Here is a 24,894-nt window from a genome sequence, read left to right on the forward strand (position 1 = left end):
GTAATCCATTATGAGATTAGGAATGGTAGTTGACTTACAAAAATGTGTAGGATGCGGTGGCTGCAGTTTAGCCTGTAAATCAGAAAACAACACGAGTGATGGTATTCATTGGTCGCATCATATTGCGACGACTGAAGGGATTTTTCCTGACGTAAAATATACCTATATACCAACATTGTGTAATCATTGCGATGATGCCGCTTGTGTTAACGTTTGTCCAACTGGCGCAATGTATAAAGATGAACGTGGTTTAACCCTGCAAAATAATGATGAATGCATTGGCTGTAAAAAATGTATGCGTGCATGTCCATATGGTGTGATTAGCTTTAACTCAAGCACCCCTCATCGTCGCTGGCAAGATGATTCTGAGGTGGTAGCGCATGGTACAGCTTCACCACGATTATTGTTAAAACGCAGCGGCGCCAATGCATCGCCTAATGAAAATCCTGAACGAGGAGATACTTACCCTGTAACCAGACCAAAGCGGATCACAGAAAAATGTACCTTCTGTGATCATCGCCTTGACCAAGGTTTGAACCCTGCTTGCGTCGATGCTTGCCCGTCTGAGGCTCGAGTGATTGGCGATTTGGACGATCCACAAAGTAAGGTGTCGCAGTTAATTAAGTTGCATAAACCGATGCAATTAAAGCCAGAAGCTGGCACTGGCCTCGGGTATTTTATATTCGTAGTTTTGGGGTTAAAACAGCCTATTAATTGATATTCGTGAAGTTGAAACAAAGCCACAGATACTCTCTGTGGCTTTTTGCGTTACTGAACAACAATATTGAACATTGTTATGGCCAAACTGATTCTTGATACACTGCCCTCTAGCGCAGGTAGCGGTAAATGGTGATACTCAAGTGTTAATTTTGTGATCCCTTGCCGTTAAACGTTAATGTAATGGTGTCGTCGGTTTAAGCTTCCTGATAACATTATTGTCTGTGATTCGCAATCTGAGCAGTAAATTAAGTCAGGTACGATAAGATCACACGTTTCATTCATTCGGTTTAAGGTGCTTAATGATTACTCCAATTCAATTTTTTAAATGTTTAGCTGATGAAACTCGCTTGCGCTGCTTAATGTTGATCCAACAAGAAGGTGAGCTATGTGTGTGTGAATTGACAGAAGCCTTACAAGAGATTCAACCTAAAATATCGCGCCATTTAGCTCAGTTACGCAAATGTGGCATATTGGTCGATCGCCGTCAGGGACAATGGATTTTTTATCGTATTAATGCTGATTTACCACAATGGGCTAAAGTTATTTTTAACGAAGTAACAAGCCAGAATAGTGAGTTTTTAGACCAGAATACCGTTAAGTTACGCCAAATGGGTGGCCGCCCTGAGCGAGTAAAAAACTGTTGTTAGACAAATTTTATAAAATTTGATCTAGAACATATGAAATTCCATATATATAGGTAATAATACTTCTACCTAGTAACTTCAATGCATAAGTGTTGTGATAACAGTATGCTTTAAGGCGGTTTCATTATGTTGCAAATTTTTTCTGATTTGGCAACGTGGTTAACGTTTACAGTCTTTAATTTAGACCCAAGTACCAAGCTTGCAGATGCGGTGCATTTCTTTATTGAAGATACCACTAAGATTTTTGCGTTACTGATATTGATGATTTACGTCATCGCACTGATTAGAGCCTCGCTGAATGTTGAAAGAGTGAGAGATTATTTAGCCGGTAAAAATCGCTTTGTCGGTTATTTTATGGGATCGGTTTTTGGTTCTGTCACTCCTTTCTGTTCTTGTTCGAGTATCCCTGTCTTTTTAGGCTTTACCTCCGCCGGGATCCCTGTTGGGATCACTATGGCTTTTTTGATCACCTCACCGCTGATCAACGAAGTGGCTATTTTGTTGCTAATTAGCCTGTTGGGATGGAAGTTTACTGTTATTTATGTCGCTGTTGGTATGTCAGTTGGCATCTTGGCTGGGGCATTTTTAGATGTCATTCACGCAGAACGTTGGCTGCAATCTTTCGCGGCTAAAGCGTTAGAGAGGGTACAAGCAAAAACGAATGATAATCAGCCTAACCAAACCCCATCTACCTCGCTGACATTAGCTGAGCGACATCAATTTGCTAAAGATGAGATGCTAGAAATATTCGGTAGAGTATGGAAGTGGGTCATTATTGGGGTTGGGTTAGGCGCGGCATTACATGGTTTTGTTCCCGACGGCTGGATTGAAGCTCACTTAGGCAATGGCCAATGGTGGTCTGTGCCCGTTGCTGTTTTGGTGGGTATTCCGTTGTATTCAAATGCAACAGGGGTTATCCCTATCATGGAAAGCCTTATCATCAATGGCTTGCCCATTGGTACCACATTGGCATTTTGTATGGCCACGGTTGCTGCAAGTTTCCCTGAATTCATTTTACTGAAACAAGTAATGCAATGGCGCTTGCTGATGATTGTATTTAGTATTTTGCTGATTTCATTTACCTTTATTGGGTGGATATTTAATATCATTAGCCCAATGTTATAACGGCTAATAATGTAGCGCAGGGTAATAGCGTGTGATAGCTCTCTTTTTACCTTAGCGCTTAGCTGTTATGCTTAGGAGTGAATTAATTGTTAGCAATGAGAGCCTAATGGATCAATCTGCTTTTTTAGATGCAATGAATATTACTCGTTGGCGCAGTGCTGATAAGCCGATAAAACCCTACCTTGTGTTGCACGATCTTGACGCCGATCTCTCTGATGAGACATTAATTGCTGATGTGTTGCGGTTATTAAGTGTGAAAATAGAAGATTGTGAATTTGATTGCGAAATGGTGAAAGGCACTCAAGTTGTTTGGGATATGCGTAAAGTTAAAGTCAGGCCGAGAGTGGCCTGGATAGTCAGTGCGCCGTTAAGCGACTTACCTGTAAACCCGCAAGAGAAACGTCAACTTTGGCAACAAATTAGCCAGCATCTTGATAAAAAACACACTACTGATGGTGGTTATAATGCACAACACTGAAGCCTATGGTGTGATTCATCTGAGTATTGATGATGTGGCTGCGATGACCACTATTGAAAACCAAGCACACACCCATCCCTGGACCAGAAGCCGTTATCGCAGATTGTTTTGGTCTTTATATCGTACTATCGGCATTAAGCAGCAGAGTACAGTTATTAGGCTTTGCGATTGTGCAGCAAATTATTGATGAAGCGACTTTGCTTGATATTTGTGTGGCGCCTGCCTATCAAGGCCTGGGATTTGGGTTATTACTTATTCGACACCTCTTGAGCGAAGCAAAACAAGCCCAGGCCGTTGTGATGATGCTAGAGGTGCGTGAGTCAAATACCTCTGCCAAAGGGTTGTACGAGAAAGTGGGTTTTAGTGAGTCAGGTAGACGCAAAAATTATTATCAAACTAACAATGGCAATGAAGATGCTATTTTAATGGATAAACCCTTATAAACTTTATAGGCCCCTTACTTCGATATTGCAGACATAAAAAAAACAGCGCTTGAGCGCTGTTTTTTATTGGTCAATTACGGAAAAGGTTATTTGACCAGAGCTCAGGTTATTTAACTTCTTTACCTTGAGCTTGCAAGTCTGCATGGTAGCTTGAACGAACCAACGGTGCACAGGCTGCATGAGTAAAGCCTATTTCATCCGCTAGGGCTTTTAATTCATCAAACTCAGCTGGTGGCACGTAGCGTTCAACTGGCAAGTGGAATTTAGAAGGCTGTAAGTATTGGCCTAGCGTGAGCATTTCTACGTTATGAGCACGTAAGTCACGTAATACTTGAGCAATCTCTTCGTTGGTTTCGCCTAGCCCCATCATTAAGCCCGACTTAGTTGGTACATTTGGGTGACGCTCTTTAAAGCGTTTAAGTAAGTCTAACGACCACTGATAGTTAGCACCTGGACGGGCTTTGCGGTAATGCGCAGGCGCTGTCTCTAGGTTGTGGTTAAATACATCTGGTGGCTCAGTCGCTAAAATATCGAGTGCGGCATCAATACGACCACGGAAATCAGGAACCAGAATTTCGATTTTGATTTCTGGATTCAGTAAGCGGATTTCGCGAATACAATCAGCAAAATGTTGTGCACCACCATCTCGCAAATCATCACGGTCTACTGAGGTGATAACCACGTATTTAAGCTTCATATCTCTAATGGTTTCAGCTAATTTTACGGGTTCTTGTGCATCAGGCTTTAATGGACGGCCGTGGGCAACGTCGCAAAACGGGCAACGACGAGTACAAATTGCACCTAAAATCATAAAGGTTGCCGTGCCGTGGTTAAAACATTCTGCAAGGTTAGGGCATGATGCCTCTTCACATACAGAGTGTAAGCCGTTTTTGCGCAAGGCTGATTTAATATCCAGAATACGCTGATTTGATGCAGGTAATTTTACGCGTAGCCAATCTGGTTTACGTAACATGGTTTCGCGCTCAGATGGCACCACTTTGACAGGAATTCGTGCGACTTTTTCAGCATCACGCAATTTAACACCTGGTTGTAATCTTTCAGGCCTATTCATTATTCTGCTAATCCTTGATGATGTACAAGTTGTTGATAGCCCATAATTTGGCTAAAGGTTTGGATTAATTTATCACCGGCTTCTAGCACGGTTTGCGGTTCACCTAAGGCTTTACATTGCACCATTTCTAAACCAGCATAACCACACGGGTTAATGCGTTGAAATGGGGCTAAATCCATGTCGACGTTCAGTGCTAAACCATGGAATGAACAACCTTTACGAATACGTAGCCCTAAAGAAGCGACTTTTCTTTCGTTTACATACACGCCAGGTGCATCGGCTTTGGCATAAGCCTCGATATCGTATTGAGCCAGCATATCGACAATACATTGCTCAATGTGGTTGACCAATTGACGTACGCCGATTTTATTACGTTTTATATCGATAAGTGGATATACCACTAATTGGCCTGAGCCGTGATAGGTGACTTGGCCGCCACGATCTACCTGAATAACGGGGATGTCGCCAGGGTTTAATACATGCTCACTTTTACCTGCTTGGCCTTGGGTAAATACTGGCGAGTGCTCAACTATCCACAACTCATCTTGGCTGTTGCTGTCACGGGTGTCAGTATAGTCCTGCATGGCATGCCAAATAGACTCATAGTCTTGCATGCCTAGGTGGCGAATGTGCAGTGTATTAGTTTGCAAGGGCAACGTCTCCCCTAGGTAAATGGTGTGATTTATTCTTGAGTATTATACTCAAGTTTTACGCGAATGCTGACTCTTTTGAGTTACAGAACGCGTTTAACACCGTCAATGGCGGCAAGATCGGTATACGCTTTTTCAATGTGTTCTTTGCTGGTCACCGTAATACGTATGGTCACCGAATAGTAACTGCCTTTGCTTGATGCTTTTACCGTTGGCGCATAATCACCAGGGGCAAGTTGTTGTGCTACTGCTACAACGCGATCAGCAAGCGTGTCATCGGCATCACCAATCACTTTGAATGGGCATGAATTTGGAAATTCCATTACTTGGTCAAAAGTTGTATCTAACATTGGCTACTCAATTGGGTTGGCTATGACTTAAATATGGTGGCGATTATACCCGATTCAAGCCTGATAGGGCTGAAAAAATTAAAGCCGCACAAATGCGGCTTTAATTGATTGATTCGACGGTATTTTACAAATCAGTTTATTCGAACCAGCTAGCAAACATTTGCTTAAAGTAATCCATGAGTTTGCTAAACCAGCTGCCTTCTTCAACTTCGTTCAAAGTGACGAGTGGAAATTGGGCAATGTCTTTGCCATCAAGTTGAAAATACACACGGCCAACCACTTCGCCTTTAGCCAATGGTGCTGTCAGCTCTTTGGTTAATTCGAAGTTAGCTTGTAAATCTTTTGCTTTACCACGGTTGATAGTAATCGGCGTGTCTGTCATTACGCCTAAATCAACGGTTGCTCTGTCGCCATACCAAATGTTTTGCGTGACAAAAGTATCACCTGCTTTGTATGGGGTAATGGTTTCAAAAAAGCGGAAACCGTAGTTAAGTAGCTTTTTACTTTCTGCTTTACGGGCTGACTCGCTAGCTGTGCCCATCACAACTGTGATTAAACGCATACCTTCACTGGTTGCAGATGACACGAGGTTGTAGCCAGCGCCAGAGGTATGGCCGGTTTTAATGCCGTCAACATTTAAGCTTTTGTCCCATAACAGACCGTTACGGTTATATTGCTTGATACCATTGTAAGTAAAAGATTTTTCTGAATATACACGGTATTCTTCTGGTACATCGCGAATAAGCGCTGCACCTAATATTGCCATGTCATAAGCGGTGGTTTTATGGTTTTCTGAATCAAGACCGTGCGAGTTTTCAAAGTAGCTGTCTTGCATACCCAATTGTTTGGCCCATGAGTTCATTAGGTCAACAAAGGCGCCCTCAGTACCGGCAATGTGTTCTGCCATGGCCACACAGGCATCGTTACCTGATTGAATAATAATTCCGCGATTTAGTTCATGAACCTTGACCGTTTTACCTACTTCAATAAACATTTTAGATGAGTCAGGGAAGTTTTTTGACCAGGCATTTTTGGTGATGGTGACATCATCATCGAGTGAAATATTACCTTCACGGACTTCATAACCAATCACATAGCTGGTCATCATTTTGGTTAAACTGGCAGGGTTTAAGCTTTCGTAAGCATTTTCTTCTGCGATAACTCGACCTGAGTTGTAGTCCATTAGCACATAAGCTTTGGCGGCAACACTGGGTGCATCAGGGGTAACCATAGGGGCACGGCTAGGAGTTGGGCGATCGGGCTGCGGTGTGGCTGCAAGTGAAGAGAATGACACTACCGATGCAAAAAGCATTGAAGTGAGTTGAGCGGTCTTAGAAGTCATCATGAATTAGGCACGTCTCTAGTTAGTCGAAGAAAAGACAAAAAATGTAATTTAATAATTGTTAATGATTATACATGAGTAGACAATCATTTCGCATTAAGGTTCTTTCATTGAGCGTAAATGTACTTTGCTTAAGGCACGATAAAGCTTTGTGGGTAGCCTTCTGCCTTTAATCTATCTAAGAGTTTATTGGTTAAGTGTATTTGCTTAACCGGACCAAGTTGTAACCTGTGGATCTCATTAGAGGAACTCACCCTTGAAGATACTGAATATTTATTTTCAAGCTGTCTTGCCAGCATGTTGACCCGCAATTTATCTTTGGACGCGACAACCTGAATATAATGATTGTCGTTGTCTTTTAAATCGCTAATCACTCTTTGCTCTGCTGATGGCACATAAATGGTTTCAAGTTGAACTCTTGCTGTGCCCTTAGCCAGCATGCCAAGGTGGTAAGCGCCTGCGTAAGACAAGTCGATAACGCGGCCATGATGAAACGGTCCTCTGTCGTTAACGCGAACAATAATTTGTTTGTTATTGTCCAGGTTAGTGACTTTCACATAACTCGGTAAGGGTAAGTTTTTATGTGCTGCTGACATGGCATACATGTCATAGGTTTCACCATTTGAGGTTAAATGGCCATGAAACTTTGAGCCATACCAAGAGGCGTTACCTTGTTCTTTAAAGCCTTTACCTGTGTCGAGTACTTTATAGTTTTTGCCTAACACCGTATAGTCGCGATTACCTTGACGACTGTAGGGTTCATATTTGGGCTGAGCACTTTTAACTAAGCTTACATCAGGCGCGTCATCAGGGTAACGATCCTTGTCCATTTGATAACGGCTTTTGCTTGCAGAGTTTTTACCTGCTTTACTACCTTCATTGGATGAGCAGCTAATCATCAACATGCTACATAGCAGGGTGAGCAGAAGGGCACGAATAGACATTGGCATACTGGATTACCTAGCGCTGATAATGAGCATTAAGCTGCTCACTAAATTGGTAAACGGCCATGGCGTAAAGTGGACTTCTGTTATATCGGGTAATGACATAAAAGTTTTTCAAGCCTAACCAATACTCAGTAGTGTCTGGTTGGTCTAATTTGACTAACAGGGCTTTTTGCGACGCGTCGATGTCTTGGTTTTTGGCTAGGCTAAGGCTTGGGCTAAGAATGTCAGACACTTTGTAGTGGAGCTTTTTTTGGTCCAGACTTTTGCTTTAGGGGCTTGATTTGACGTGTGGTTAAGCAATAACGCCACCGGTTGACCTTTTTGCCAACCATGTTGATGAAAGTAATTTGCAACACTGCCAATGGCATCTGCTTTGCTGGTTAACAAGTCTCTTCTGCCGTCGCCATCAAAATCCACAGCATAGTGGCGGTAGCTTGAAGGAATAAATTGACCATATCCCATCGCACCAGCATATGAACCTTTTAGGGTGCTGTTATCGAGTTTTTCTTCTTTTATCAGTGCCATTAGGTTGGCGTACTCGCTACGAAAGAAGGTCGCGCGTGGTGGATAGTAAAAGCCTAAGGTGTATAGTGCATCTTGTACACGGTGGTTGCCCATGTAGCCGCCATAAAAGGTTTCAATTCCGATAATAGCCACAATAATTTGCGGGTCGACATTAAACTTGTCGGCTGCTTTGCTGATGATCGCCTGGTTTTCTTTCCAGAAGGCTAAGCCTTTTTCTAAGCGTTTGTCGGTGAGAAAAATGGGGTAATACTGATGCCAAGGCTTGGCTTCCCACGGTTTAGTGATGGCGTCGATAATGCTTTGTTCAAAGGTTGAATTCGCTAAAAAGTCTTCAACTTCGGCTTGGTTGGCTCCTTTGTTCACTTGTTCTGTTATAAAGGCACTTTGTAATGCTTGTGGATCATCGTCAGCAGCTTGTGCATTTAAAAAGAGGCTGCAAAGCAATGTCAGGCTGGCGATTTGTAATGTTGTTTTTGCCATGATTAACCGTATCCCTATCTATCGACAAATCGTCTATGTGTTTGAATGCTCATTAAAATACCAAATCCTGTCATTAGGGTTAGCATGGATGTACCTCCATAACTAATGAGCGGAAGTGGTACGCCTACTACCGGTAATATCCCTGATACCATACCAATATTAACGAAAACGTATACAAAGAATGTCAGAGTGATGCTGCCTGCTAACAATCTTGCAAAGCTGGTTTGTGCTTGTGAAGCAATAATGAGGCCTCGGCCGATGACAAATAAATACATCGCCAGCAGCAATAAACTCCCGATTAAGCCAAACTCTTCACCTATTACTGCAAAGATAAAGTCGGTGTGACGTTCTGGCAAGAACTCTAATTGCGATTGAGTGCCATTGAGCCAGCCTTTACCCCACATCCCTCCAGAGCCAATACCGATTTTAGATTGAATGATATGATAGCCTGCGCCAAGTGGGTCTTGCTCAGGATTAAATAAGGTTAATACCCGAGTGCGTTGGTAGTCGTGCATTAAGAAAAACCACAAAACCGGTAAAAACATCAGTACAGCAGCAACGGCGCCGCCGACAATTAACCAACTCATTCCCGATAGAAACAACACAAAGACCCCCGAAGCAGCCACTAAAATAGAGGTACCTAAGTCAGGCTGCTTAGCAATCAGTAGTGTTGGGATTAGTAGAATCACTACCCCGCCAGCAAGGTGGCGTTTTTTAGGCGGTAACGGAAATTTACTGATATACCATGCCATGGTGATCGGGAAAGCAAGCTTGATGAGCTCTGAGGGCTGAAACTCCATAAAGCCTAAATTTAACCAGCGCTGAGCACCTTTATTGATAGTGCCAAATAACTCAACACCAATGAGTAATGCGATACCGGCTAAATAAATCGGTAACGCCCAACGGCGGAGTATTTCTGGGTTAATTTGCGCAAAACAAACCATCACCCCAAGCGACAATGACATGCGCACTAATTGGCGCTCCATCATGGCTGGGTCTTCACCACTGGCAGAGTAAATTACAAAAAGGCCAAATAACATCAATATCAAAATACCACTTAATAACGGGGTATCTATGTGTATCTTTTGCCAAAATGACTGTTGGTGTGGATGATTATTCACGGTTTTACCGCCCATTCGTCACGTAAAATATACTCGTCGAGTAATGCTCTTGCCAATGGCTCTGCGTTTGCACCACCCCAACCGGCATTTTCTAATACTACGGCTAATACAATGCGTGGGTTTTCATAAGGTGCGTAAGCAATAATTAATGCGTTATCGCGTAAGTGCTCTGCGATAGTATCGGCATTGTATTTTTGGTCTTTGGCGACACTAAATACCTGTGCTGTACCGGTTTTCATGGCTGCGGTATAAGTAGCATCGGTAAAGCGTGATTTGTCTGCGGTTTGGCGCATTGCTTCATTGATGATGTCCCAATTGCGTGAGTTTTTAAGCTCTATTGGTGGCAGCTCATCAATTGGCGTGTCGATTTTTACCGTATTATTTTTAAATGATTTTAATAAATGCGGGGTAAAGCGTTTGCCTTTGTTGGCCATAATGGCTGCTGCATTAGCAAGTTGCAGTGGTGTGGTGATCCAGTAACCTTGGCCAATTCCAACTGAAATCGTGTCGCCATTGTACCAAGGCTGATTGTAACGCATGCGTTTCCAGTCTCGTGATGGCATCACGCCATCTGATTCTTCAAAAATATCGATGCCAGTGCTTTTACCAAAACCAAACGGTTCCATAAACGTAGCCATTTTATCGATGCCAACTTTATAGACTAAATCGTAAAAGTAGATGTCGCATGAGTCGACAATGGCGTGATAAACATCTACCCAACCATGGCTCCATTTTTTCCAGTCGCGCCATTTACGCTCAACTCCAGGCATTTGCCAGTATCCAGGATCCCATACTCGAGTATGTTCATTAATAATTTTCTCTTCTAACCCGAGTAAAGCAACGTGTGGCTTAATGGTTGATGCGGGTGAATACTGGCCTTGGGTAGAGCGGTTTATTAACGGACGAGACTTGTCATTTAATAAGTCAGCATAGGCTTTACCACTAATACCATGTACAAATGGATTTGGGTCGTATGTTGGGCTAGATACCATTGCCAGTACACCTCCGTCTCTAGGATCAAGTGCAACAACAGAACCACGGCGTCCGGCTAATAATTCCATGGCCTTTTGTTGTAGCTTTAAATCTAGGGTGAGGTATATATCTTGCCCTGGTAACGGTGGTGTAACTTTGAGGGTTCGAATGACTCGGCCGCGGTTATTAACCTCTTCTTCAAGGTGGCCAGGAATGCCATGCAGTAGGCCTTCGTAGTATTTTTCGATGCCTTGTTTACCAATATCTTTAGTGGCCGCGTAGTTTTTCCATTGCTGGCTTTTTTCAAGTTGTGCTTTATCGCGGGTGTTAATTTTACCCACATAACCCAGAACATGTGTCATCAGTCCATTGAAGGGGTAATGGCGTTTCAAGCCCGCTTCAACATAAAGACCAGGGAACTTATATTGGTTAACACTGAACGTTGCCACCTGGTCTTCGGTTAGTTTATTTTTAATGGTCAGTGGCTTAAAGCGGCGATGATACTTAAGGGTTTCGGTGATGTTTTCGCGTTCATCAGGGGTTAATTCAATGAGCTTGTTAAGTTCATCTAATGTCGCGTTAATGTCTGAGACTTTTTCAGGGATGAGCTCAAGCGAATAATAGGGTTGATTTTCGGCCAGTAATACACCGTGGCGGTCGTATATAAGCCCACGGCTTGGGGCAGTTGGTACCACACGAATACGGTTGTCGTTAGAGCGTGTTTCGTAGTCTTTATATAATACGACTTGTAAAGTGTAGAGGTTATAAAACAACACGCTAAGGAGTGCAAAAACGCAGAAAAAGGTAAATAAAGCACGACGTTTAAACAACGCTGCTTCTGCGGCGTGATCATGCATGGTAATGCGCTTTTTTGGCGGCACTTATGCTATCCCCGTCGTTATAAAGTGGAAGGTTGACTAAAAAAGATCACTGTATCAGCTGATGAATATGAAAAAAAGAGTTGCATGATAATCATTATCGATTGGCCTAATTATCTATGCTCAACGCTTATTCTCGGTGATAAGGATGGTTGTTGTTAATGCTCCATGCACGGTAGAGGCTTTCTGCCACAATAACCCGCACCAAAGGATGGGGTAAGGTGAGTGCAGATAAGCACCAGCTTTGGTTGGCCGCCTCTTTACAAGCAGGTGAGAGTCCTTCTGGAGCCACCAATAAGCAAGCTGACATCTCTGCCGTCGAGCTGCCATTTTGTCATTTGCTCGGCAAGGTCTGGCGTTGTCCAGTTTTTGCCGGGTAAATCTAAGCTGACAATATGGTTACCTTTGGCTACCGCCGCTAACATGAGCTCGCCTTCTTTGTGAAGAATTCGGGCTATATCTGCATTTTTTCCGCGTTTTCCCGCAGGAATTTCGATAAGTTCCAAAGCCATGTCTCTTGGGAAACGGCGTTGATACTCTTCGAAACCTCGGGTAACCCAGTCAGGCATTTTTGTGCCAACGGCAATAAGCTGTAACTTCATTATGCGCTGTGTTCAGACCATAATTTTTCAAGCTCGTAGTAATCACGAGTTTGTTCTTGCATAACATGCAAAATAACAGAGCCTAAGTCGACCAGTACCCATTCGCTGCTGTCACGACCTTCAACCCCTAGAGGTTGCACGCCAGCATCTTTAGCCGACACAATGACGTGTTCGCCGATTGAACGAACGTGAGTTTTTGATGTACCAGTACAGATGATCATGGTGTCTGTGATGGTTGACTGTTTAGACACGTCTAAAACAGTAATGTTTTTAGCTTTTAAATCATCGATTTTATCGATAACGAAATCTTTTAGTTCGGTGCCTTGCACTCGAAGTACCTCATTAGTAAAAATTAACGGAGTATTATACTCAAATTCGCTGTGAATGCGCAATTAAGCTTATTTAATCCGGTTGGCGTTATCGATACAGTTGATGTTGGTCGATGTATTGGCGTGTTGAGGATAATAATACTTTACTGGTATCAGCATTTTGCGCCAATTGCTGACGTATTTCGGTGGATGAAATATTGACGAGCTGACTGTTAACGCTGAATATCTTTCCATGAGTCGCGTGATTTTTTAACGTCAGTTCGCTGACCTGTGCATGGCGAAATAGCAATTGTTTGGCCATTTCACTTTGGGCATCCATTGTCCATCCGGGGCGTTGACATAGGGCGATATGACACAGAGAAAACAATGATTGCCATCGATGCCACAATGGTATTTGAATAAATGAGTCCATGCCCATGATAAAAAAGAACTCATGTTCAGGGTATTGTTGTGTGAGTAAGGTCAGAGTGGTAACACTGTATGATGGTGTATCACGATTAATTTCGATGTCGCACAATTCAAACTGAGGGTATTGCTGACAGACTAATTTGACCATTTCTAAACGATGATAGCTGCTGACCATGGTGCTATTTTTATGCGGTGGAATGTGGTTTGGCATTAACCACACCTGGTCTAAATTAAGCTGCTGTTTGACGTCTAATGCTGGATTGATATGGCCAAGGTGAATGGGGTCAAATGTACCGCCCAATATACCAATTCGCATGTGTTGTCCTTTATTGTTAATCCGTGAGTTCGATATGCGCCAGACGGTTGTGTGCCCGCGGGTCGAATAAAATGCAAAGATGACTAATGCCGACCCAGTCTTCAATGCCTTTTTGCTTAAGATTGAGTTCAAGCTTAGAGGCAAAGGCGAGCATGTGTTCGATGTGGTCGAGATTTAAACGTGTCAGTGCCGCTTGAAATAACGGTTTACGCTTGTCCCAAATTCGGTGTTTTCCCCATAACTGATTGAGTTGTTCGCCATTGTGTTGGGCAAGCTTTAACGTGAGTAACAAGTTAATTTCTTTAAATAATGCCCACATTAAAATCGGCATTGCAGTGCCTTCAGCTTGTAGTTGCGCCAACATGTGTTGCGCCTGATTTTGGTGATTAGTCAATATGGCATCACACAGCTGAAATACACTAAAGCGCGATTGGTCTTCAAAGTATTGGTTAAGTTGTTCAGGGGTAATATTTTGCTTAGGGCTGAGTAGTTGCAGCATTTGCATTGCTTGTTCTGCGGCTAATAAATTGCCTTCAAATAAGGTAAATAACATGGCTTTCGCATCGTGATGTACCGTGAGGCTGTAATGAGCGATGCGGCCGTCGAGCCAGCGTTCAAATTGTTTGCCTTCGGGGGTAGTGCAAGGCAGGTAGATGCCTTTGGCGTCGAGCGACTTAAACCATTTGCTGTTGGTTTGTTCTGCACCGGCCTTAGTGACCTTGAACAATTAATAGCATGTCGGGGTTTGGGTGTTGTAGCAAGGTTTTAAATGCGGCAGCCCCCTCAGTACCGGGCTTACCTTGGGGTAAAGTTAATTCCACAATCCGTCTACTGGCAAATAAGCTCATGGCTTGCCATTCTTGAATTAACTCGTTCCAGTTGAAGCCTGTTTCTTGGCTGAGTTGCACCCGCTCTTCAAATCCTTGCTTTTTAGCCGCAGCAAGAATGTGTTGTTTGCTGTTTTCGATCAGCCAAGGGTCATCACCAAATAATAAAAAACAATCAGGCAAGTTTTTAAGGTATTGTTTTAACTGATCGGGGTAGACCCGCATTATTCTGCTCCAATCGATGCCAGGGTTTGAATAATGTAGTCGGCTGCTTGTACTCGCATTTCTTTTAGCAATAACTCCATTTCACGACTTTTTGCTAATGCGGTACGTGGATCGTCTTGATAATCACGGCGAATTTCGGTGTCAAACTCTTGTGACTCTTCTCCCGGAAGCGTGACCGAGTAGTGACTCACATAAATGAGTTCGTATTCTGCAACGTTACCGGTTGGGTATAGTGACAAGGTGGCACGTTCTAAAGTGTCGTTAATTAAGCGCAATGTCGGTGTTTTTTCCGCGGCATTAACAAGGGTAATTCGGTTAATGCGTAAACGGTCGCGTACAAGGCGGGTTAATTCACTGTATTCGTCGCTACTGCTTAAGTGCAGTTCGGCTAACTCAGCAGGAATTGAGTAACTGCGCTGCAGTTTAAAACCGCAACCGGCAGTGGTCAGTAGTACCAGGGTCATTATGGCTAAACAGATTTTTTTGGCTAGCATAGTGAGGGGAGGCATCCTTGTATATTGCATGGTTAACATAAATAACTTACTGATGTTTTACTAGGGTAAGTTATTTTACTGCTAATAATATTACAACCTGTGAGAGTTGCTCACTCCCACAGGGTGTTGCCGTTGTGGTTAACGATTAATTAGCCACAATGCTTAACAGTTTGCCTGGCACGTAAATCACTTTACGTATGCTTAAGCCTTCTGTGTGTTTTTGTACATGCTCGTCACTCATGCCAAGTGCTTCAACATCTTCTTTAGATGCATCTGCAGCTACGGTAATTTTTGCACGAACTTTACCGTTAACTTGAACCACAATCAGTTTACTGTCTTCAACTAATGCTGATTCATCAACTTCTGGCCAGCGGCTGTCTTCAATGTTGTTTTGGTTACCCAGTTCTTTCCACACGGTAAAGGCAATGTGCGGAACGATTGGGTAAAGAAGACGTGTCACTGCAGAAAGCGCTTCAGCAAGTAAGGCACGGTCTTGTGCGCTTTCTTGTGGTGCTTTTAATAAGTGATTCATCAATTCCATTACTGATGCAACGGCGGTGTTAAACATTTGACGACGCGCAATATCATCGCTGACTTTAGCAATCGTTTTATGTAGTTCACGGCGCAACGCTTTTTGGTTAGCGTTTAATTTGCTGGCATCAAGTGTTTCTGTTGAGCCTGCGGCAACATGGTCGCTGGCCAGTTTCCAGAAGCGCTTAATAAAACGGTGTGCGCCTTCAACGCCAGACTCTTGCCACTCAAGTGTCAGCTCTGGTGGTGATGCAAACATCATAAATAAACGGACGGTGTCAGCACCGTATTTCTCAACCATTACTTGTGGGTCAATACCGTTGTTTTTTGATTTAGACATCTTGCTCATACCAGTGTAAACCAGTTCGTTGCCTTGATTGTCTACCGCTTTAAGAATGCGGCCTTTATCGTCTTTTTCTTCTACGGTTACGTCTAAAGGTGACACCCATACGCGGGCACCTTTTTCATTGGTGTAGTAGTAAGCGTCAGCTAATACCATGCCTTGGGTTAATAACTGTTTAGCAGGCTCATTACTGTTAACTAAACCGGCATCACGTAATAATTTGTGGAAAAAACGGAAGTAAAGCAAATGCATACAGGCGTGTTCAATACCACCAATGTATTGATCGACAGGTAACCAGTAGTTAGCTTTTGCAGGATTTAACATTTCATCAGCATGTGGACTACAGTAACGCGCGTAGTACCAAGATGACTCCATAAAGGTGTCAAAGGTATCGGTTTCACGCAGTGCTGGTTGGCCGTCGACAGTGGTTTCTGCCCAGGCTTTGTCAGCTTTAATTGGACTTTGAATCCCGTCCATGACCACATCTTCTGGCAGAATCACTGGCAGTTGATCTTCTGGTGTAGGGATAACAGTGCCGTCAGCTAACGTAACCATTGGGATCGGTGCCCCCCAGTATCGTTGACGAGAAACCCCCCAATCACGGAGACGGTAATTAACCTGGCGCTTACCTTTGCCTTCAGCAGTTAAGCGCGCGTCGATGGCATCAAATGCTGCTTGAAACGCTAGGCCGTCTAATTCAGGGAAAGCGTCACCAGAATTAAACACCACGCCTTTGTCGGTGAAGGCTTCTTTGCTCACGTCTAACTCGCCTTCAAGTGGCTTAATGACCGCTTCAATAGCTAAATTGTACTTAGTGGCAAATTCATAATCGCGTTGGTCATGTGCAGGCACAGACATCACTGCACCGGTGCCGTAATTCATCAATACAAAGTTAGCGACCCAAATTGGCACAAGTTTGCCAGAAATTGGGTGAACTGCATTGAAACCGGTTGCAACGCCTTTTTTCTCCATAGAGGCCATGGCGGCTTCGGTGGTGTCAGCGTTTTTACACTCTTCTAAAAACTCAGCTAATTGCGGGTTGTTTTCGGCGGCTTGTATTGCAAGAGGGTGACCGGCTGCAATGGCAACATAGGTCACACCCATTAATGTGTCAGGGCGAGTGGTATAGATATCAAAGCTGTCGTCACTATCTGCTACCGCAAAGGTCATTTCTATACCTTCACTGCGGCCAATCCAGTTACGCTGCATGGCTTTAACCTGTTCAGGCCAACCATCTAATGTATCGATGTCGTTAAGCAGTTCTTCTGCGTAGTCAGTAATTTTAATAAACCACTGTGGAATTTCTTTTTGCACGACTTCAGTGTCACAACGCCAGCAACAACCGTCTTGTACTTGCTCGTTAGCCAATACGGTTTCATCGTTTGGACACCAGTTTACTGATGAGGTTTTTTTGTACACTAGGCCTTTTTCATACAACTTAGTGAAAAACCATTGCTCCCAACGATAATACTCAGGAGTACAAGTGGCAATTTCACGGCTCCAGTCATAACCAAAACCTAATAATTTAAGCTGGTTTTTCATGTAGTCGATGTTTTCGTATGTCCACGGCGCAGGAGACGTCTTGTTATTGATCGCGGCATTCTCTGCAGGCAGACCAAATGAGTCCCAACCAATCGGTTGCAACACATTTTTACCTTGCAAACGTTGATATCGTGCCACAACATCACCTATGGTGTAGTTACGGACGTGGCTCATGTGAAGACGACCTGAAGGATACGGGAACATAGAAAGACAATAGAATTTCTCTTTGCTTTCATCTTCAGTGACTTCAAAGGTTTTATGTTCTTGCCAGTGCGTTTGCACTAAGGCTTCAATTTCTGAGGGATTATATTGCTCTTGCATCAATCTATTTCCGGCCATGCCGCCTATTGTTTGATCTAACGCTCAACAGCGCGATTTATAACTGCATAGAATAAACCAGAAGTGATCTATTAAAAAGGTGCGTATTAAGGAGTATTACTTATGAGTGGAAAAAGTTCAGCACTATTAGCCTTATATCAATCACTATTTGAACAGGTGAAAACCACGTTTGAGCAAGATAACTCATTGACAGCTAAAAGTTTATTTGAGTCTGTCACCAAAGGGAAAGCCTATCTACAACTAAAATCAAATGCCGATGAAGAAGAGTTAGCTTTAGTAGAAGAATTTTTAAAGCGAGACATTGCCAACTTTTTAAATGAAAAAAATGAAGACAATTTGAGTCTCAGCCCGACAGTTATTGGTATTGAGAACACATTATGGCAATGGCTCAGTGAAATTACCGACAGAAGCCAGGTTGAATGGCATGAACTATTACAAGATTTTAAGCATCATGGGGTTTATAAATCTGGGGAAATCATTAACCAAGGTAAATTGACGTGCAATAAGTGCGGTCACGAAATGCAAATCGATTTTCCTGGGGTAATCCCCGAATGCCCTAAATGTGACAATAATGAGTTTTCACGCGAGCCGCTTACACCATAAAAGTTATGGCGAGCTCGGTTAAAACTCGACTCGGTAACGGCAATGATGACTGCTGCTGTTACCGATCATTTCATCATACGCCGTTTGGATTTGTATCATGGCGTAATGTATCCCTTGCTGTTTAAGCAACATTTCCGCTTGTGTAATTGAATTAAGGCTCATTAATTTACCTGTTTTATCTCGAGCACTTTTAAAGTTACCTTGCTCATCTTCTATTCCAAGTAAATAATGATTTGAATCGGCATAACTGATAATGGTTGGGTGAAGCGCTTGCTGGCTAATGGCTGACTTTATCTCTGATAGTTGCATAGTAACCTCCAGTTGCTGTGTATGATCTATTACGATGCTCAGATGGATATAGTTCAATATTTAATCGGTGTTTGATGAGGGGTAAAAAATTAAGTGAAAAAATAGGCTACCTCAATGAGATAACCTATTTATGGTCAATATTTATGTTGACTACTTACGCAGGTAATTAGCGATGCCCATCAGTAACATGAAGCCACATAAGATGAGTAAAGGTAATTGGCCTATTTTTCTAAACCAGGTTTCACCTTTGTAAAGCGCGACATTAGTCACCAGTACGCCGGTTTCAAATTGAGGAAGAGCATCTGTTATGCGCCCGTATGGGTCGACGACAGCGGTGACGCCATTGTTGGTGCCACGTAGCAGGGGTTTACCCATTTCAATAGCGCGCATCTGGGCTATTTCCATGTGCTGTAATGGCCGTTAGATGCGCCAAACCAGGCATCGTTTGACACCGTTAATAGCATGTCTGTTTGATTGGTTACACTCGCTCTAACTTGTTCTGGAAACACTATTTCATAACAAATGGCTGGCGCAATATGGTAACCCACAGCGGTAAGGTTTTTTTGGGTATATTTACCCCGCTGAAACGATGACATGGGCAAATTAAAAAACGGGGCGATGGGACGCAATAAGTCACCAAAAGGCACAAACTCGCCTATAGGCAGCAAATGATGTTTTTTAAACTCATTACTGCCATTGCCGAGGTGATCTGCGCTCGGTTGCTGCTTTTGATTATGGTTACCCAATACAATCAGTGAGTTAAAATAGTCATCTTGCTGGTGGCTAATAATGCCGGTGATGATAGCAGTATTATTGATGTTGGCCACTTGGTTGGCATTGAATAAAAAGTCTTCCACCATAACTTCAGGCGCCGGTATTGCAGCTTCTGGCCAAATGACAATATCTACACTGGATGTTTCATCAAACTGGGCGCGAGTGAGATCCATGTATTTCAGCATGGTTGGCCACAATGCGTCGGGCTCCCACTTCATACTTTGGGGAATGTTGCCTTGCACTAAGGCAACTTTGACAGACTTTCCGCTTGGGGTTATGGGGTTTAACTGCGGTGCAGCCCATGCGCTTAACGTTAAAATTGGGATAATAATTAAAACAGGTAATAGGCGTTTTTGTGTGAGTAACACCAACGCGCCAGCCACTAGTGCAACAATAAAACTCAGTCCAAGTGCGCCAATAAAACTGGCTAGCTCACTTAATGGCTCCAACTGTTTGGCTGTAACCTGCCCATATCCATGGGAATCCGGTTAATACCCAACCTCTTAACCATTCAGTTAACACCCATAATGCAGGGAACAAGCCTAAATAGGTTAAATATGGGGATAAGACATGTTTACGCGTTTTGGCTAGTTTATTAAGTAGATAGCCGCACAGAGCAGGATAAATGGCTAAATACAGCGCTAAGATAGCCATCAATGCCATCGACACTACAATGGGCATGCCACCAAAGGTGTCAATACTGACATGCACCCAGCTTATACCCACGACAAAGCAACCAAAACCAAAGCTTAGCCAATAGTACAGGCTGTGTTTAGCCGTTAATGATTGGCTTTGCCATAGTGCAAAAGTCAGTGCGAGCGGGAAGGCGGCTCAGATTTCATATGGTGCAAAAGATAATGCAGTGCTGGTGCCAGCAATAAATGCTGTCACCAGACTGATAATACTCAAGTTAGAGTATACAGATTGATTGTTTAACACGATTTAGTCGTCGAGTTCTTCGCTAAGATTAGGGTCGGGTAGTTTAACACGAAGTTGCACTAAGCGGCGGTTATCTGCGTTGATGACTTTGAATTCAATATTGTCGATAACAATACTTTCGTTACGCTCAGGCAAATGACCAAAGGCGTGTGATACTAACCCACCAACGGTATCGAACTCTTCGTCGCTGAAGTGAGTACCACAGGCTTCGTTAAAGTCGTCAATTTCGGTTAATGCTTTAACCATGAATACCGTATTGCTGAGCTTTTTAATTTCGGTGTCTTCTACTGAATTATGGTCAAATTCGTCTTCAATTTCACCAACGATTTCTTCCAAAATATCTTCAATAGTCACAAGACCTGATACGCCGCCGTATTCATCGACCACAATAGCCATATGATAACGTTGTGATCGGAATTCTTTAAGGAGTACGTCGACACGCTTGCTTTCAGGCACCACCACTGCTGGGCGGATCACTTGTGCAAGAGTAAAAGGATCATCAGACTGTTTAAAACCGAATTTGATCAAATCTTTAGCCAGTAAAATGCCTTCGATATGATCTTTATCTTCATTGACGACAGGGAAGCGCGAGTGGCCTGAGTCGATAACTGTTTCTAACAATTGTTCGACGCTACAGTCTATTTGAATGGTCACTATCTGTGCACGTGGGATCATAATGTCACGCACACGAAGGTCGGAAACCTCTAATACACCTTTAATCATTTCGCGAGTGTCTTCGGTTATCAGGTCGCGCATTTCAGCGCCTGCTATGACCTCGACTAAGTCTTCGCGGTTTTGAGGTTCGCCCTGAAATAGTTGGTTGATTTTATCGAACCAGCTTCTCTTGTGGGCGCTTGTACTCGGGGGGATGTCGTCACTCATAATATTTTTATAAACTTGTCTATCTACCAGATAAATATCGTTTATTTATGCTTCCTTATAGGGATCTGTAAAACCTAAGCCTTCAACAAGTTGGGTCTCTAATGACTCCATCTCATCGGCTTCCTCGTCGATAATATGGTCATAACCTAGCAAATGCAAGCAGCCGTGTATGACCATGTGTGCCCAATGGGCATTTAAGGGTTTATTTTGATCGGTAGCCTCTTGTTCAACAACCTTTGCGCAAATCACTAAATCACCTAAAAGTGGTAGTTCAACTTCTGGCGGCGCCTCAAAGGGAAACGACAATACATTAGTGGGTTTGTCTTTGCCGCGATAAGTACTATTAAGTTGTTGGCTTTCGGCTATTTCGACGACTCTAATCGTCAACTCAACCTCTGGCATGGTTTGACCAATGGCGGTGCGCACCCAGGTTTCAAACTCTGCTTGTGTTGGCAGATTTGCGGCTTCGATTGCAATTTGCAGATCGAGATCTAATTTGATTACTTGGCTCATTGGTAGCCGGCCCTGTGTTTCTTGCTGCAGTCGTTTTTGCTCACGTTCACGGTAGGCTTGTTCTTTTGCTGCTTTTTCGATTTGCTCTTGCTGCTCAAACGCCTCGTAGGCTTCAACAATTCGTGCTACTACAGGGTGACGCACCACATCTTGCGCAATAAAGAAGTTAAAGCTGATTTCTGGCACTTCACTTAAGACTTCAATTGCGTGGCGCAGTCCTGATTTTTGGCTGCGAGGTAAATCGATTTGGGTTATGTCGCCGGTGATCACCGCGCGTGAATTAAAACCAATACGGGTTAAGAACATTTTCATTTGTTCAACCGTGGTGTTTTGACTTTCATCTAAAATAATAAATGCATCGTTGAGTGTACGACCGCGCATGTAAGCCAGCGGGGCGACTTCAATGACACTGCGTTCAATGAGTTTTTCAACTTTCTCAAAGCCCATCATTTCAAACAGTGCATCGTAAAGCGGACGTAAATAAGGGTCGACTTTCTGGCTTAAATCACCCGGCAAGAACCCGAGTTTTTCACCGGCCTCAACAGCAGGGCGAGTCAGTAAAATACGGCGCACTTCTTGGCGCTCATAAGCATCGACTGCGGCCGCAACGGCTAAATAGGTTTTACCGGTACCGGCAGGACCAATACCAAAGCTGATATCGTGGCGGGTAATATTGTGCATGTACACGCTTTGATTTGGTGTGCGTGGCTTAATCACGCCACGTTTGGTTTTAATATGCACGCCGCTGTCATCGTTTTCTTGCTCGGCTTCAAGATTGATCGCCTCTTGAATGGCTAAGTGGACGACTTCGGGCTCTAAATCTGGGGTGCTGCCTTTGACTGTTTGGGTTTCGATGTACAGTTGGCGCAATAAATTATTAGCATTTAAAGCATTGCGCGGTAGCCCAACAATAGTAAAGTGATTGTTTTTATGAATAATCTCAACACCTAAACGACGTTCGAGCTGCTTAATGTTATCATCGAATAGGCCACATAATGAGGCTAAACGGCGTGTATCTGAAGGTTCTAGATACAAGTTCATGGTAGTGACTTTAGTGGTCAAATAAGGCTCCAGTGCTTAGTCGAAAACGACACAAAATGAATATGGCTCGCAATATAGATAGTTTACGAGTGTCTTTATTGAATTACCATAATACGCCGATTTTTCGGCAAAAATAAAGGCGGACTAGCCGCCTTTATTACTGCATTCACAATCAAGCTGATTTATGGCTTATATTGGGTAACACCCAAAGCATCATCTTGTTTGTGTTTAGCTAAAATATCAGACGGACGTAAACTTCGGCGTAAATCCATTTCATTTTCGCCACGAATAAATTCGCCGCGTAATGAGTTGGTGTATACGTCAACAATGTTCACATCAACAAAACTGCCAATGTGAGTGTGCGGTGCTTCAAAGTTAACCACACGATTGTTTTCAGTACGACCGCGAAGCTCCATTGGATTCTTAACCGATGGCGCCTTCAACCAAAATACGCTGTACAGTGCCTAACATTTGGCGGCTATAACGCATGGCTTGTTGAGTTATACGATCTTGTAAAATGGCTAAACGCTGTTTCTTTTCATCGTCGCTGACATCATCAGGCAAATCAGCCGCAGGCGTACCTGGACGAGCGCTGTAGATAAAGCTAAAGCTGTGATCAAATGCCACATCTTCAATAAGCTTCATGGTGTCAGCAAAATCGGCAGCCGTTTCACCCGGGAAACCAATAATAAAGTCAGAACTGATTTGAATATCAGGACGGGCTTTACGCAAACGACGAATGATTGATTTGTATTCAATCGCCATATGGCCGCGCTTCATTTGGGTTAAAATGCGGTCAGAACCCGACTGCACAGGTAAATGTAAGAAGCTGACCAATTCAGGCGTGTCTTCGTACACATCAATAATGTCTTGAGTAAACTCAATCGGGTGGCTGGTGGTAAAGCGTAAACGATCGATACCATCAATCGTGGCGATTAGACGCAACAATTCAGCAAAGGTACAGATTTCATCATCGTGAGTGGCACCGCGATAGGCATTGACGTTTTGGCCAAGTAAATTCACTTCGCGTACGCCTTGCGCCGCTAATTGCGCGACTTCAAGAATGATGTCGTCTAATGGACGGCTCACTTCTTCGCCCCGAGTATAAGGTACTACGCAAAAAGAACAGTATTTGCTGCAACCTTCCATAATCGATACAAACGCCGTTGAACCATCAGCGCGAGGCTCTGGTAAACGGTCGAATTTTTCGATTTCAGGAAAGCTAATATCGATCACCGCTTTTTCACCGCGTTGGATCTGATCGATCATATCGGGTAGGCGGTGTAAAGTTTGTGGCTAAAAATAATGTCGACGCATTGGGCGCGATCTTTAATGGCTTTACCTTCTTGTGAGGCCACACAGCCACCCACCCCAATAATCAAATTAGGATTTTTATCTTTTAAAGATTTCCAACGCCCTAGCTGATGGAAAACCTTCTCCTGTGCTTTTTCACGAATAGAGCAAGTATTAAGCAGCAGTACGTCTGCTTCGCTCGCATCTTCGGTCAAGGTATAACCTTGATAGTCGTCTAACAAATCAGCCATCTTTGATGAGTCGTACTCATTCATCTGACAGCCCCAGGTTTTAATATGAAGTTTTTTACTCATCAGTGCTCGCCGGTAAAACATAGTAAAAATAGCGCGATATTTTACCTGTTGTCTGGCCGTATGGCTAGCACTAGTGCAAGTTTCACTCGTTTAGCGATAAGCTTGTTGATAACCCTGAAAATAGTAATGTTTTATCTTTTTCATTAAAACGACTTGATTGTGCTACAAAAATCGTAAATTCAGCTGCCATTTTGTGGCTTTGTTGTCGCACCGCAAGTAAGTTACTTTGGGCTAAATCACGAATAAACAGTAGCAGCATTTCCGTGGTTTGTTGATATAGGGCATAATCGAACGCATTTCTAATGGTTTCCATGCTGGATTGGCTTGGCTAAATGTCGCTTCCGTTATCATTCCATGGCTTGAGTTATCGGCTAACACGGGTACAAATAGCTTAACTGAGCAAGTTATCGCCGTGACGATGAGCGTTGAATGTGGATGTTGACTGTCCATAATGTCTTCTCTTAACTGGTTTAAGTGGAGCCATTAATAAGACAGTCACAGTATAAAACTGGGGTTAGTGATT

Annotated in this window: 21 protein-coding genes and 6 pseudogenes; 6 read left to right on the forward strand and 21 right to left on the reverse strand. The window is 43.3% G+C overall.

From position 1 onward, the window contains the following. The first annotated feature begins 10 nt into the window (after positions 1 to 10). From N4T56_RS01815 to rimI, 5 genes are all read left to right on the forward strand, one after another. On the forward strand, positions 11 to 718 hold the full coding sequence (locus tag N4T56_RS01815; RefSeq protein WP_261732029.1) for a 4Fe-4S dicluster domain-containing protein: 708 nt from the start codon (positions 11 to 13) through the stop codon (positions 716 to 718). Positions 719 to 1,019: 301 nt separating this feature from the next. Then, the gene (locus N4T56_RS01820) at positions 1,020 to 1,367 is read left to right on the forward strand and encodes a metalloregulator ArsR/SmtB family transcription factor (RefSeq protein WP_261732030.1); all 348 of its coding nucleotides are present in this window, start codon (positions 1,020 to 1,022) and stop codon (positions 1,365 to 1,367) included. A 123-nt stretch (positions 1,368 to 1,490) separates the two neighbouring features. Further along, positions 1,491 to 2,489 (forward strand): permease, encoded by a 999-nt coding sequence (locus N4T56_RS01825; protein WP_261732031.1) that lies wholly within the window; start codon positions 1,491 to 1,493, stop codon positions 2,487 to 2,489. 106 nt (positions 2,490 to 2,595) lie between these two features. Beyond that, positions 2,596 to 2,967: a hypothetical protein gene (locus N4T56_RS01830; RefSeq protein WP_261732032.1), complete on the forward strand. Its 372-nt coding sequence runs from the start codon at positions 2,596 to 2,598 to the stop codon at positions 2,965 to 2,967. 53 nt (positions 2,968 to 3,020) lie between these two features. Then, on the forward strand, positions 3,021 to 3,410 hold the full coding sequence (gene rimI / locus N4T56_RS01835) for a ribosomal protein S18-alanine N-acetyltransferase (RefSeq protein ID WP_261732033.1): 390 nt from the start codon (positions 3,021 to 3,023) through the stop codon (positions 3,408 to 3,410). A gap of 106 nt (positions 3,411 to 3,516) precedes the next feature. Here the strand turns inward: rimI and lipA are convergent, their stop codons facing one another. From lipA to leuS, 14 genes and pseudogenes are all read right to left on the reverse strand, one after another. Beyond that, positions 3,517 to 4,482, reverse strand: a complete 966-nt coding sequence (gene lipA / locus N4T56_RS01840) for a lipoyl synthase (RefSeq protein WP_261732034.1) — start codon at positions 4,480 to 4,482, stop codon at positions 3,517 to 3,519. Then, positions 4,482 to 5,132: a lipoyl(octanoyl) transferase LipB gene (gene lipB / locus N4T56_RS01845; protein ID WP_261732035.1), complete on the reverse strand. Its 651-nt coding sequence runs from the start codon at positions 5,130 to 5,132 to the stop codon at positions 4,482 to 4,484. Before lipB ends, lipA begins: the two co-directional genes overlap by 1 nt. 83 nt (positions 5,133 to 5,215) lie before the next feature. Then, complete coding sequence (gene ybeD / locus N4T56_RS01850; protein ID WP_238107243.1) at positions 5,216 to 5,482, reverse strand: DUF493 family protein YbeD; 267 nt, start codon at positions 5,480 to 5,482, stop codon at positions 5,216 to 5,218. 136 nt (positions 5,483 to 5,618) lie between these two features. Further along, positions 5,619 to 6,824, reverse strand: coding sequence for a serine hydrolase (locus tag N4T56_RS01855; RefSeq protein WP_390904101.1), 1,206 nt, complete (start codon positions 6,822 to 6,824; stop codon positions 5,619 to 5,621). Between the two features lie 131 nt (positions 6,825 to 6,955). Beyond that, positions 6,956 to 7,768: a septal ring lytic transglycosylase RlpA family protein gene (locus tag N4T56_RS01860; protein ID WP_390904102.1), complete on the reverse strand. Its 813-nt coding sequence runs from the start codon at positions 7,766 to 7,768 to the stop codon at positions 6,956 to 6,958. Positions 7,769 to 7,784: 16 nt separating this feature from the next. After that, positions 7,785 to 8,776: pseudogene (mltB, locus tag N4T56_RS01865) on the reverse strand (lytic murein transglycosylase B). A gap of 14 nt (positions 8,777 to 8,790) precedes the next feature. Next, positions 8,791 to 9,912, reverse strand: coding sequence for a rod shape-determining protein RodA (gene rodA, locus N4T56_RS01870; RefSeq protein WP_390903992.1), 1,122 nt, complete (start codon positions 9,910 to 9,912; stop codon positions 8,791 to 8,793). Next, positions 9,894 to 11,750, reverse strand: a complete 1,857-nt coding sequence (gene mrdA / locus N4T56_RS01875) for a penicillin-binding protein 2 (protein ID WP_261732038.1) — start codon at positions 11,748 to 11,750, stop codon at positions 9,894 to 9,896. Before mrdA ends, rodA begins: the two co-directional genes overlap by 19 nt. 127 nt (positions 11,751 to 11,877) lie before the next feature. Continuing rightward, positions 11,878 to 12,349 (reverse strand): annotated as a pseudogene (gene rlmH / locus N4T56_RS01880) (23S rRNA (pseudouridine(1915)-N(3))-methyltransferase RlmH). Further along, positions 12,349 to 12,678 carry a ribosome silencing factor gene (gene rsfS, locus N4T56_RS01885; RefSeq protein WP_261732039.1) on the reverse strand — a complete coding sequence of 110 codons (330 nt, stop codon included), beginning with the start codon at positions 12,676 to 12,678 and terminating at the stop codon, positions 12,349 to 12,351. Before rsfS ends, rlmH begins: the two are co-directional and overlap by 1 nt. A gap of 88 nt (positions 12,679 to 12,766) precedes the next feature. After that, positions 12,767 to 13,402 carry a nicotinate-nucleotide adenylyltransferase gene (nadD, locus tag N4T56_RS01890; protein WP_261732040.1) on the reverse strand — a complete coding sequence of 212 codons (636 nt, stop codon included), beginning with the start codon at positions 13,400 to 13,402 and terminating at the stop codon, positions 12,767 to 12,769. Between the two features lie 16 nt (positions 13,403 to 13,418). Next, a pseudogene (gene holA / locus N4T56_RS01895) lies at positions 13,419 to 14,454 on the reverse strand (DNA polymerase III subunit delta). Continuing rightward, positions 14,454 to 14,948, reverse strand: coding sequence for an LPS-assembly lipoprotein LptE (locus tag N4T56_RS01900; protein ID WP_261732041.1), 495 nt, complete (start codon positions 14,946 to 14,948; stop codon positions 14,454 to 14,456). The pseudogene holA and the gene N4T56_RS01900 overlap by 1 nt, the downstream one beginning before the upstream one ends. A gap of 145 nt (positions 14,949 to 15,093) precedes the next feature. Continuing rightward, complete coding sequence (gene leuS, locus N4T56_RS01905; protein WP_261734731.1) at positions 15,094 to 17,685, reverse strand: leucine--tRNA ligase; 2,592 nt, start codon at positions 17,683 to 17,685, stop codon at positions 15,094 to 15,096. A 120-nt stretch (positions 17,686 to 17,805) separates the two neighbouring features. Between leuS and N4T56_RS01910 the strand changes: the two genes are divergently transcribed. After that, the gene (locus tag N4T56_RS01910; protein ID WP_188919683.1) at positions 17,806 to 18,306 is read left to right on the forward strand and encodes a zinc ribbon-containing protein; all 501 of its coding nucleotides are present in this window, start codon (positions 17,806 to 17,808) and stop codon (positions 18,304 to 18,306) included. Between the two features lie 18 nt (positions 18,307 to 18,324). Here the strand turns inward: N4T56_RS01910 and N4T56_RS01915 are convergent, their stop codons facing one another. The 7 genes and pseudogenes from N4T56_RS01915 to N4T56_RS01945 all read right to left on the reverse strand — a co-directional run bounded on the left by N4T56_RS01915 (position 18,325) and on the right by N4T56_RS01945 (position 24,684). Then, complete coding sequence (locus tag N4T56_RS01915) at positions 18,325 to 18,615, reverse strand: DUF6482 family protein (protein ID WP_261732042.1); 291 nt, start codon at positions 18,613 to 18,615, stop codon at positions 18,325 to 18,327. A gap of 150 nt (positions 18,616 to 18,765) precedes the next feature. Then, positions 18,766 to 20,328, reverse strand: a pseudogene (lnt, locus tag N4T56_RS01920) (apolipoprotein N-acyltransferase). Between the two features lie 3 nt (positions 20,329 to 20,331). Further along, a complete protein-coding gene (corC, locus tag N4T56_RS01925; protein WP_188919677.1) occupies positions 20,332 to 21,210 on the reverse strand; it encodes a CNNM family magnesium/cobalt transport protein CorC in 879 nt (292 codons plus the stop codon). Positions 21,211 to 21,255: 45 nt separating this feature from the next. Further along, complete coding sequence (gene ybeY, locus N4T56_RS01930) at positions 21,256 to 21,723, reverse strand: rRNA maturation RNase YbeY (protein WP_261734732.1); 468 nt, start codon at positions 21,721 to 21,723, stop codon at positions 21,256 to 21,258. A gap of 36 nt (positions 21,724 to 21,759) precedes the next feature. Next, positions 21,760 to 22,785: pseudogene (locus N4T56_RS01935) on the reverse strand (PhoH family protein); the annotation flags it as partial. A gap of 161 nt (positions 22,786 to 22,946) precedes the next feature. Continuing rightward, positions 22,947 to 24,371, reverse strand: a pseudogene (miaB, locus tag N4T56_RS01940) (tRNA (N6-isopentenyl adenosine(37)-C2)-methylthiotransferase MiaB). Between the two features lie 82 nt (positions 24,372 to 24,453). Then, complete coding sequence (locus tag N4T56_RS01945; protein ID WP_261732043.1) at positions 24,454 to 24,684, reverse strand: hypothetical protein; 231 nt, start codon at positions 24,682 to 24,684, stop codon at positions 24,454 to 24,456. Positions 24,685 to 24,894: the final 210 nt, after the last annotated feature.

The organism is Shewanella phaeophyticola, assembly GCF_025398315.1.
GTDB lineage: Bacteria > Pseudomonadota > Gammaproteobacteria > Enterobacterales > Shewanellaceae > Shewanella > Shewanella phaeophyticola.

Bases quoted from the DNA above. Each gene is read 5' to 3' on its own strand.
- N4T56_RS01915 (WP_261732042.1), bottom strand. From the start codon at position 18,615: ATGCAACTATCAGAGATAAAGTCAGCCATTAGCCAGCAAGCGCTTCAC.
- N4T56_RS01825 (WP_261732031.1), top strand. From the start codon at position 1,491: ATGTTGCAAATTTTTTCTGATTTGGCAACGTGGTTAACGTTTACAGTC.
- N4T56_RS01860 (WP_390904102.1), bottom strand. From the start codon at position 7,768: ATGTCTATTCGTGCCCTTCTGCTCACCCTGCTATGTAGCATGTTGATG.
- N4T56_RS01820 (WP_261732030.1), top strand. From the start codon at position 1,020: ATGATTACTCCAATTCAATTTTTTAAATGTTTAGCTGATGAAACTCGC.
- leuS (WP_261734731.1), bottom strand. From the start codon at position 17,685: ATGCAAGAGCAATATAATCCCTCAGAAATTGAAGCCTTAGTGCAAACG.
- N4T56_RS01910 (WP_188919683.1), top strand. From the start codon at position 17,806: ATGAGTGGAAAAAGTTCAGCACTATTAGCCTTATATCAATCACTATTT.
- rodA (WP_390903992.1), bottom strand. From the start codon at position 9,912: ATGGGCGGTAAAACCGTGAATAATCATCCACACCAACAGTCATTTTGG.
- N4T56_RS01900 (WP_261732041.1), bottom strand. From the start codon at position 14,948: ATGCTAGCCAAAAAAATCTGTTTAGCCATAATGACCCTGGTACTACTG.
- N4T56_RS01855 (WP_390904101.1), bottom strand. From the start codon at position 6,824: ATGACTTCTAAGACCGCTCAACTCACTTCAATGCTTTTTGCATCGGTA.
- N4T56_RS01945 (WP_261732043.1), bottom strand. From the start codon at position 24,684: ATGGAAACCATTAGAAATGCGTTCGATTATGCCCTATATCAACAAACC.
- ybeD (WP_238107243.1), bottom strand. From the start codon at position 5,482: ATGTTAGATACAACTTTTGACCAAGTAATGGAATTTCCAAATTCATGC.
- nadD (WP_261732040.1), bottom strand. From the start codon at position 13,402: ATGCGAATTGGTATATTGGGCGGTACATTTGACCCCATTCACCTTGGC.
- N4T56_RS01815 (WP_261732029.1), top strand. From the start codon at position 11: ATGAGATTAGGAATGGTAGTTGACTTACAAAAATGTGTAGGATGCGGT.
- lipA (WP_261732034.1), bottom strand. From the start codon at position 4,482: ATGAATAGGCCTGAAAGATTACAACCAGGTGTTAAATTGCGTGATGCT.
- ybeY (WP_261734732.1), bottom strand. From the start codon at position 21,723: ATGAGCCAAGTAATCAAATTAGATCTCGATCTGCAAATTGCAATCGAA.
- corC (WP_188919677.1), bottom strand. From the start codon at position 21,210: ATGAGTGACGACATCCCCCCGAGTACAAGCGCCCACAAGAGAAGCTGG.
- N4T56_RS01830 (WP_261732032.1), top strand. From the start codon at position 2,596: ATGGATCAATCTGCTTTTTTAGATGCAATGAATATTACTCGTTGGCGC.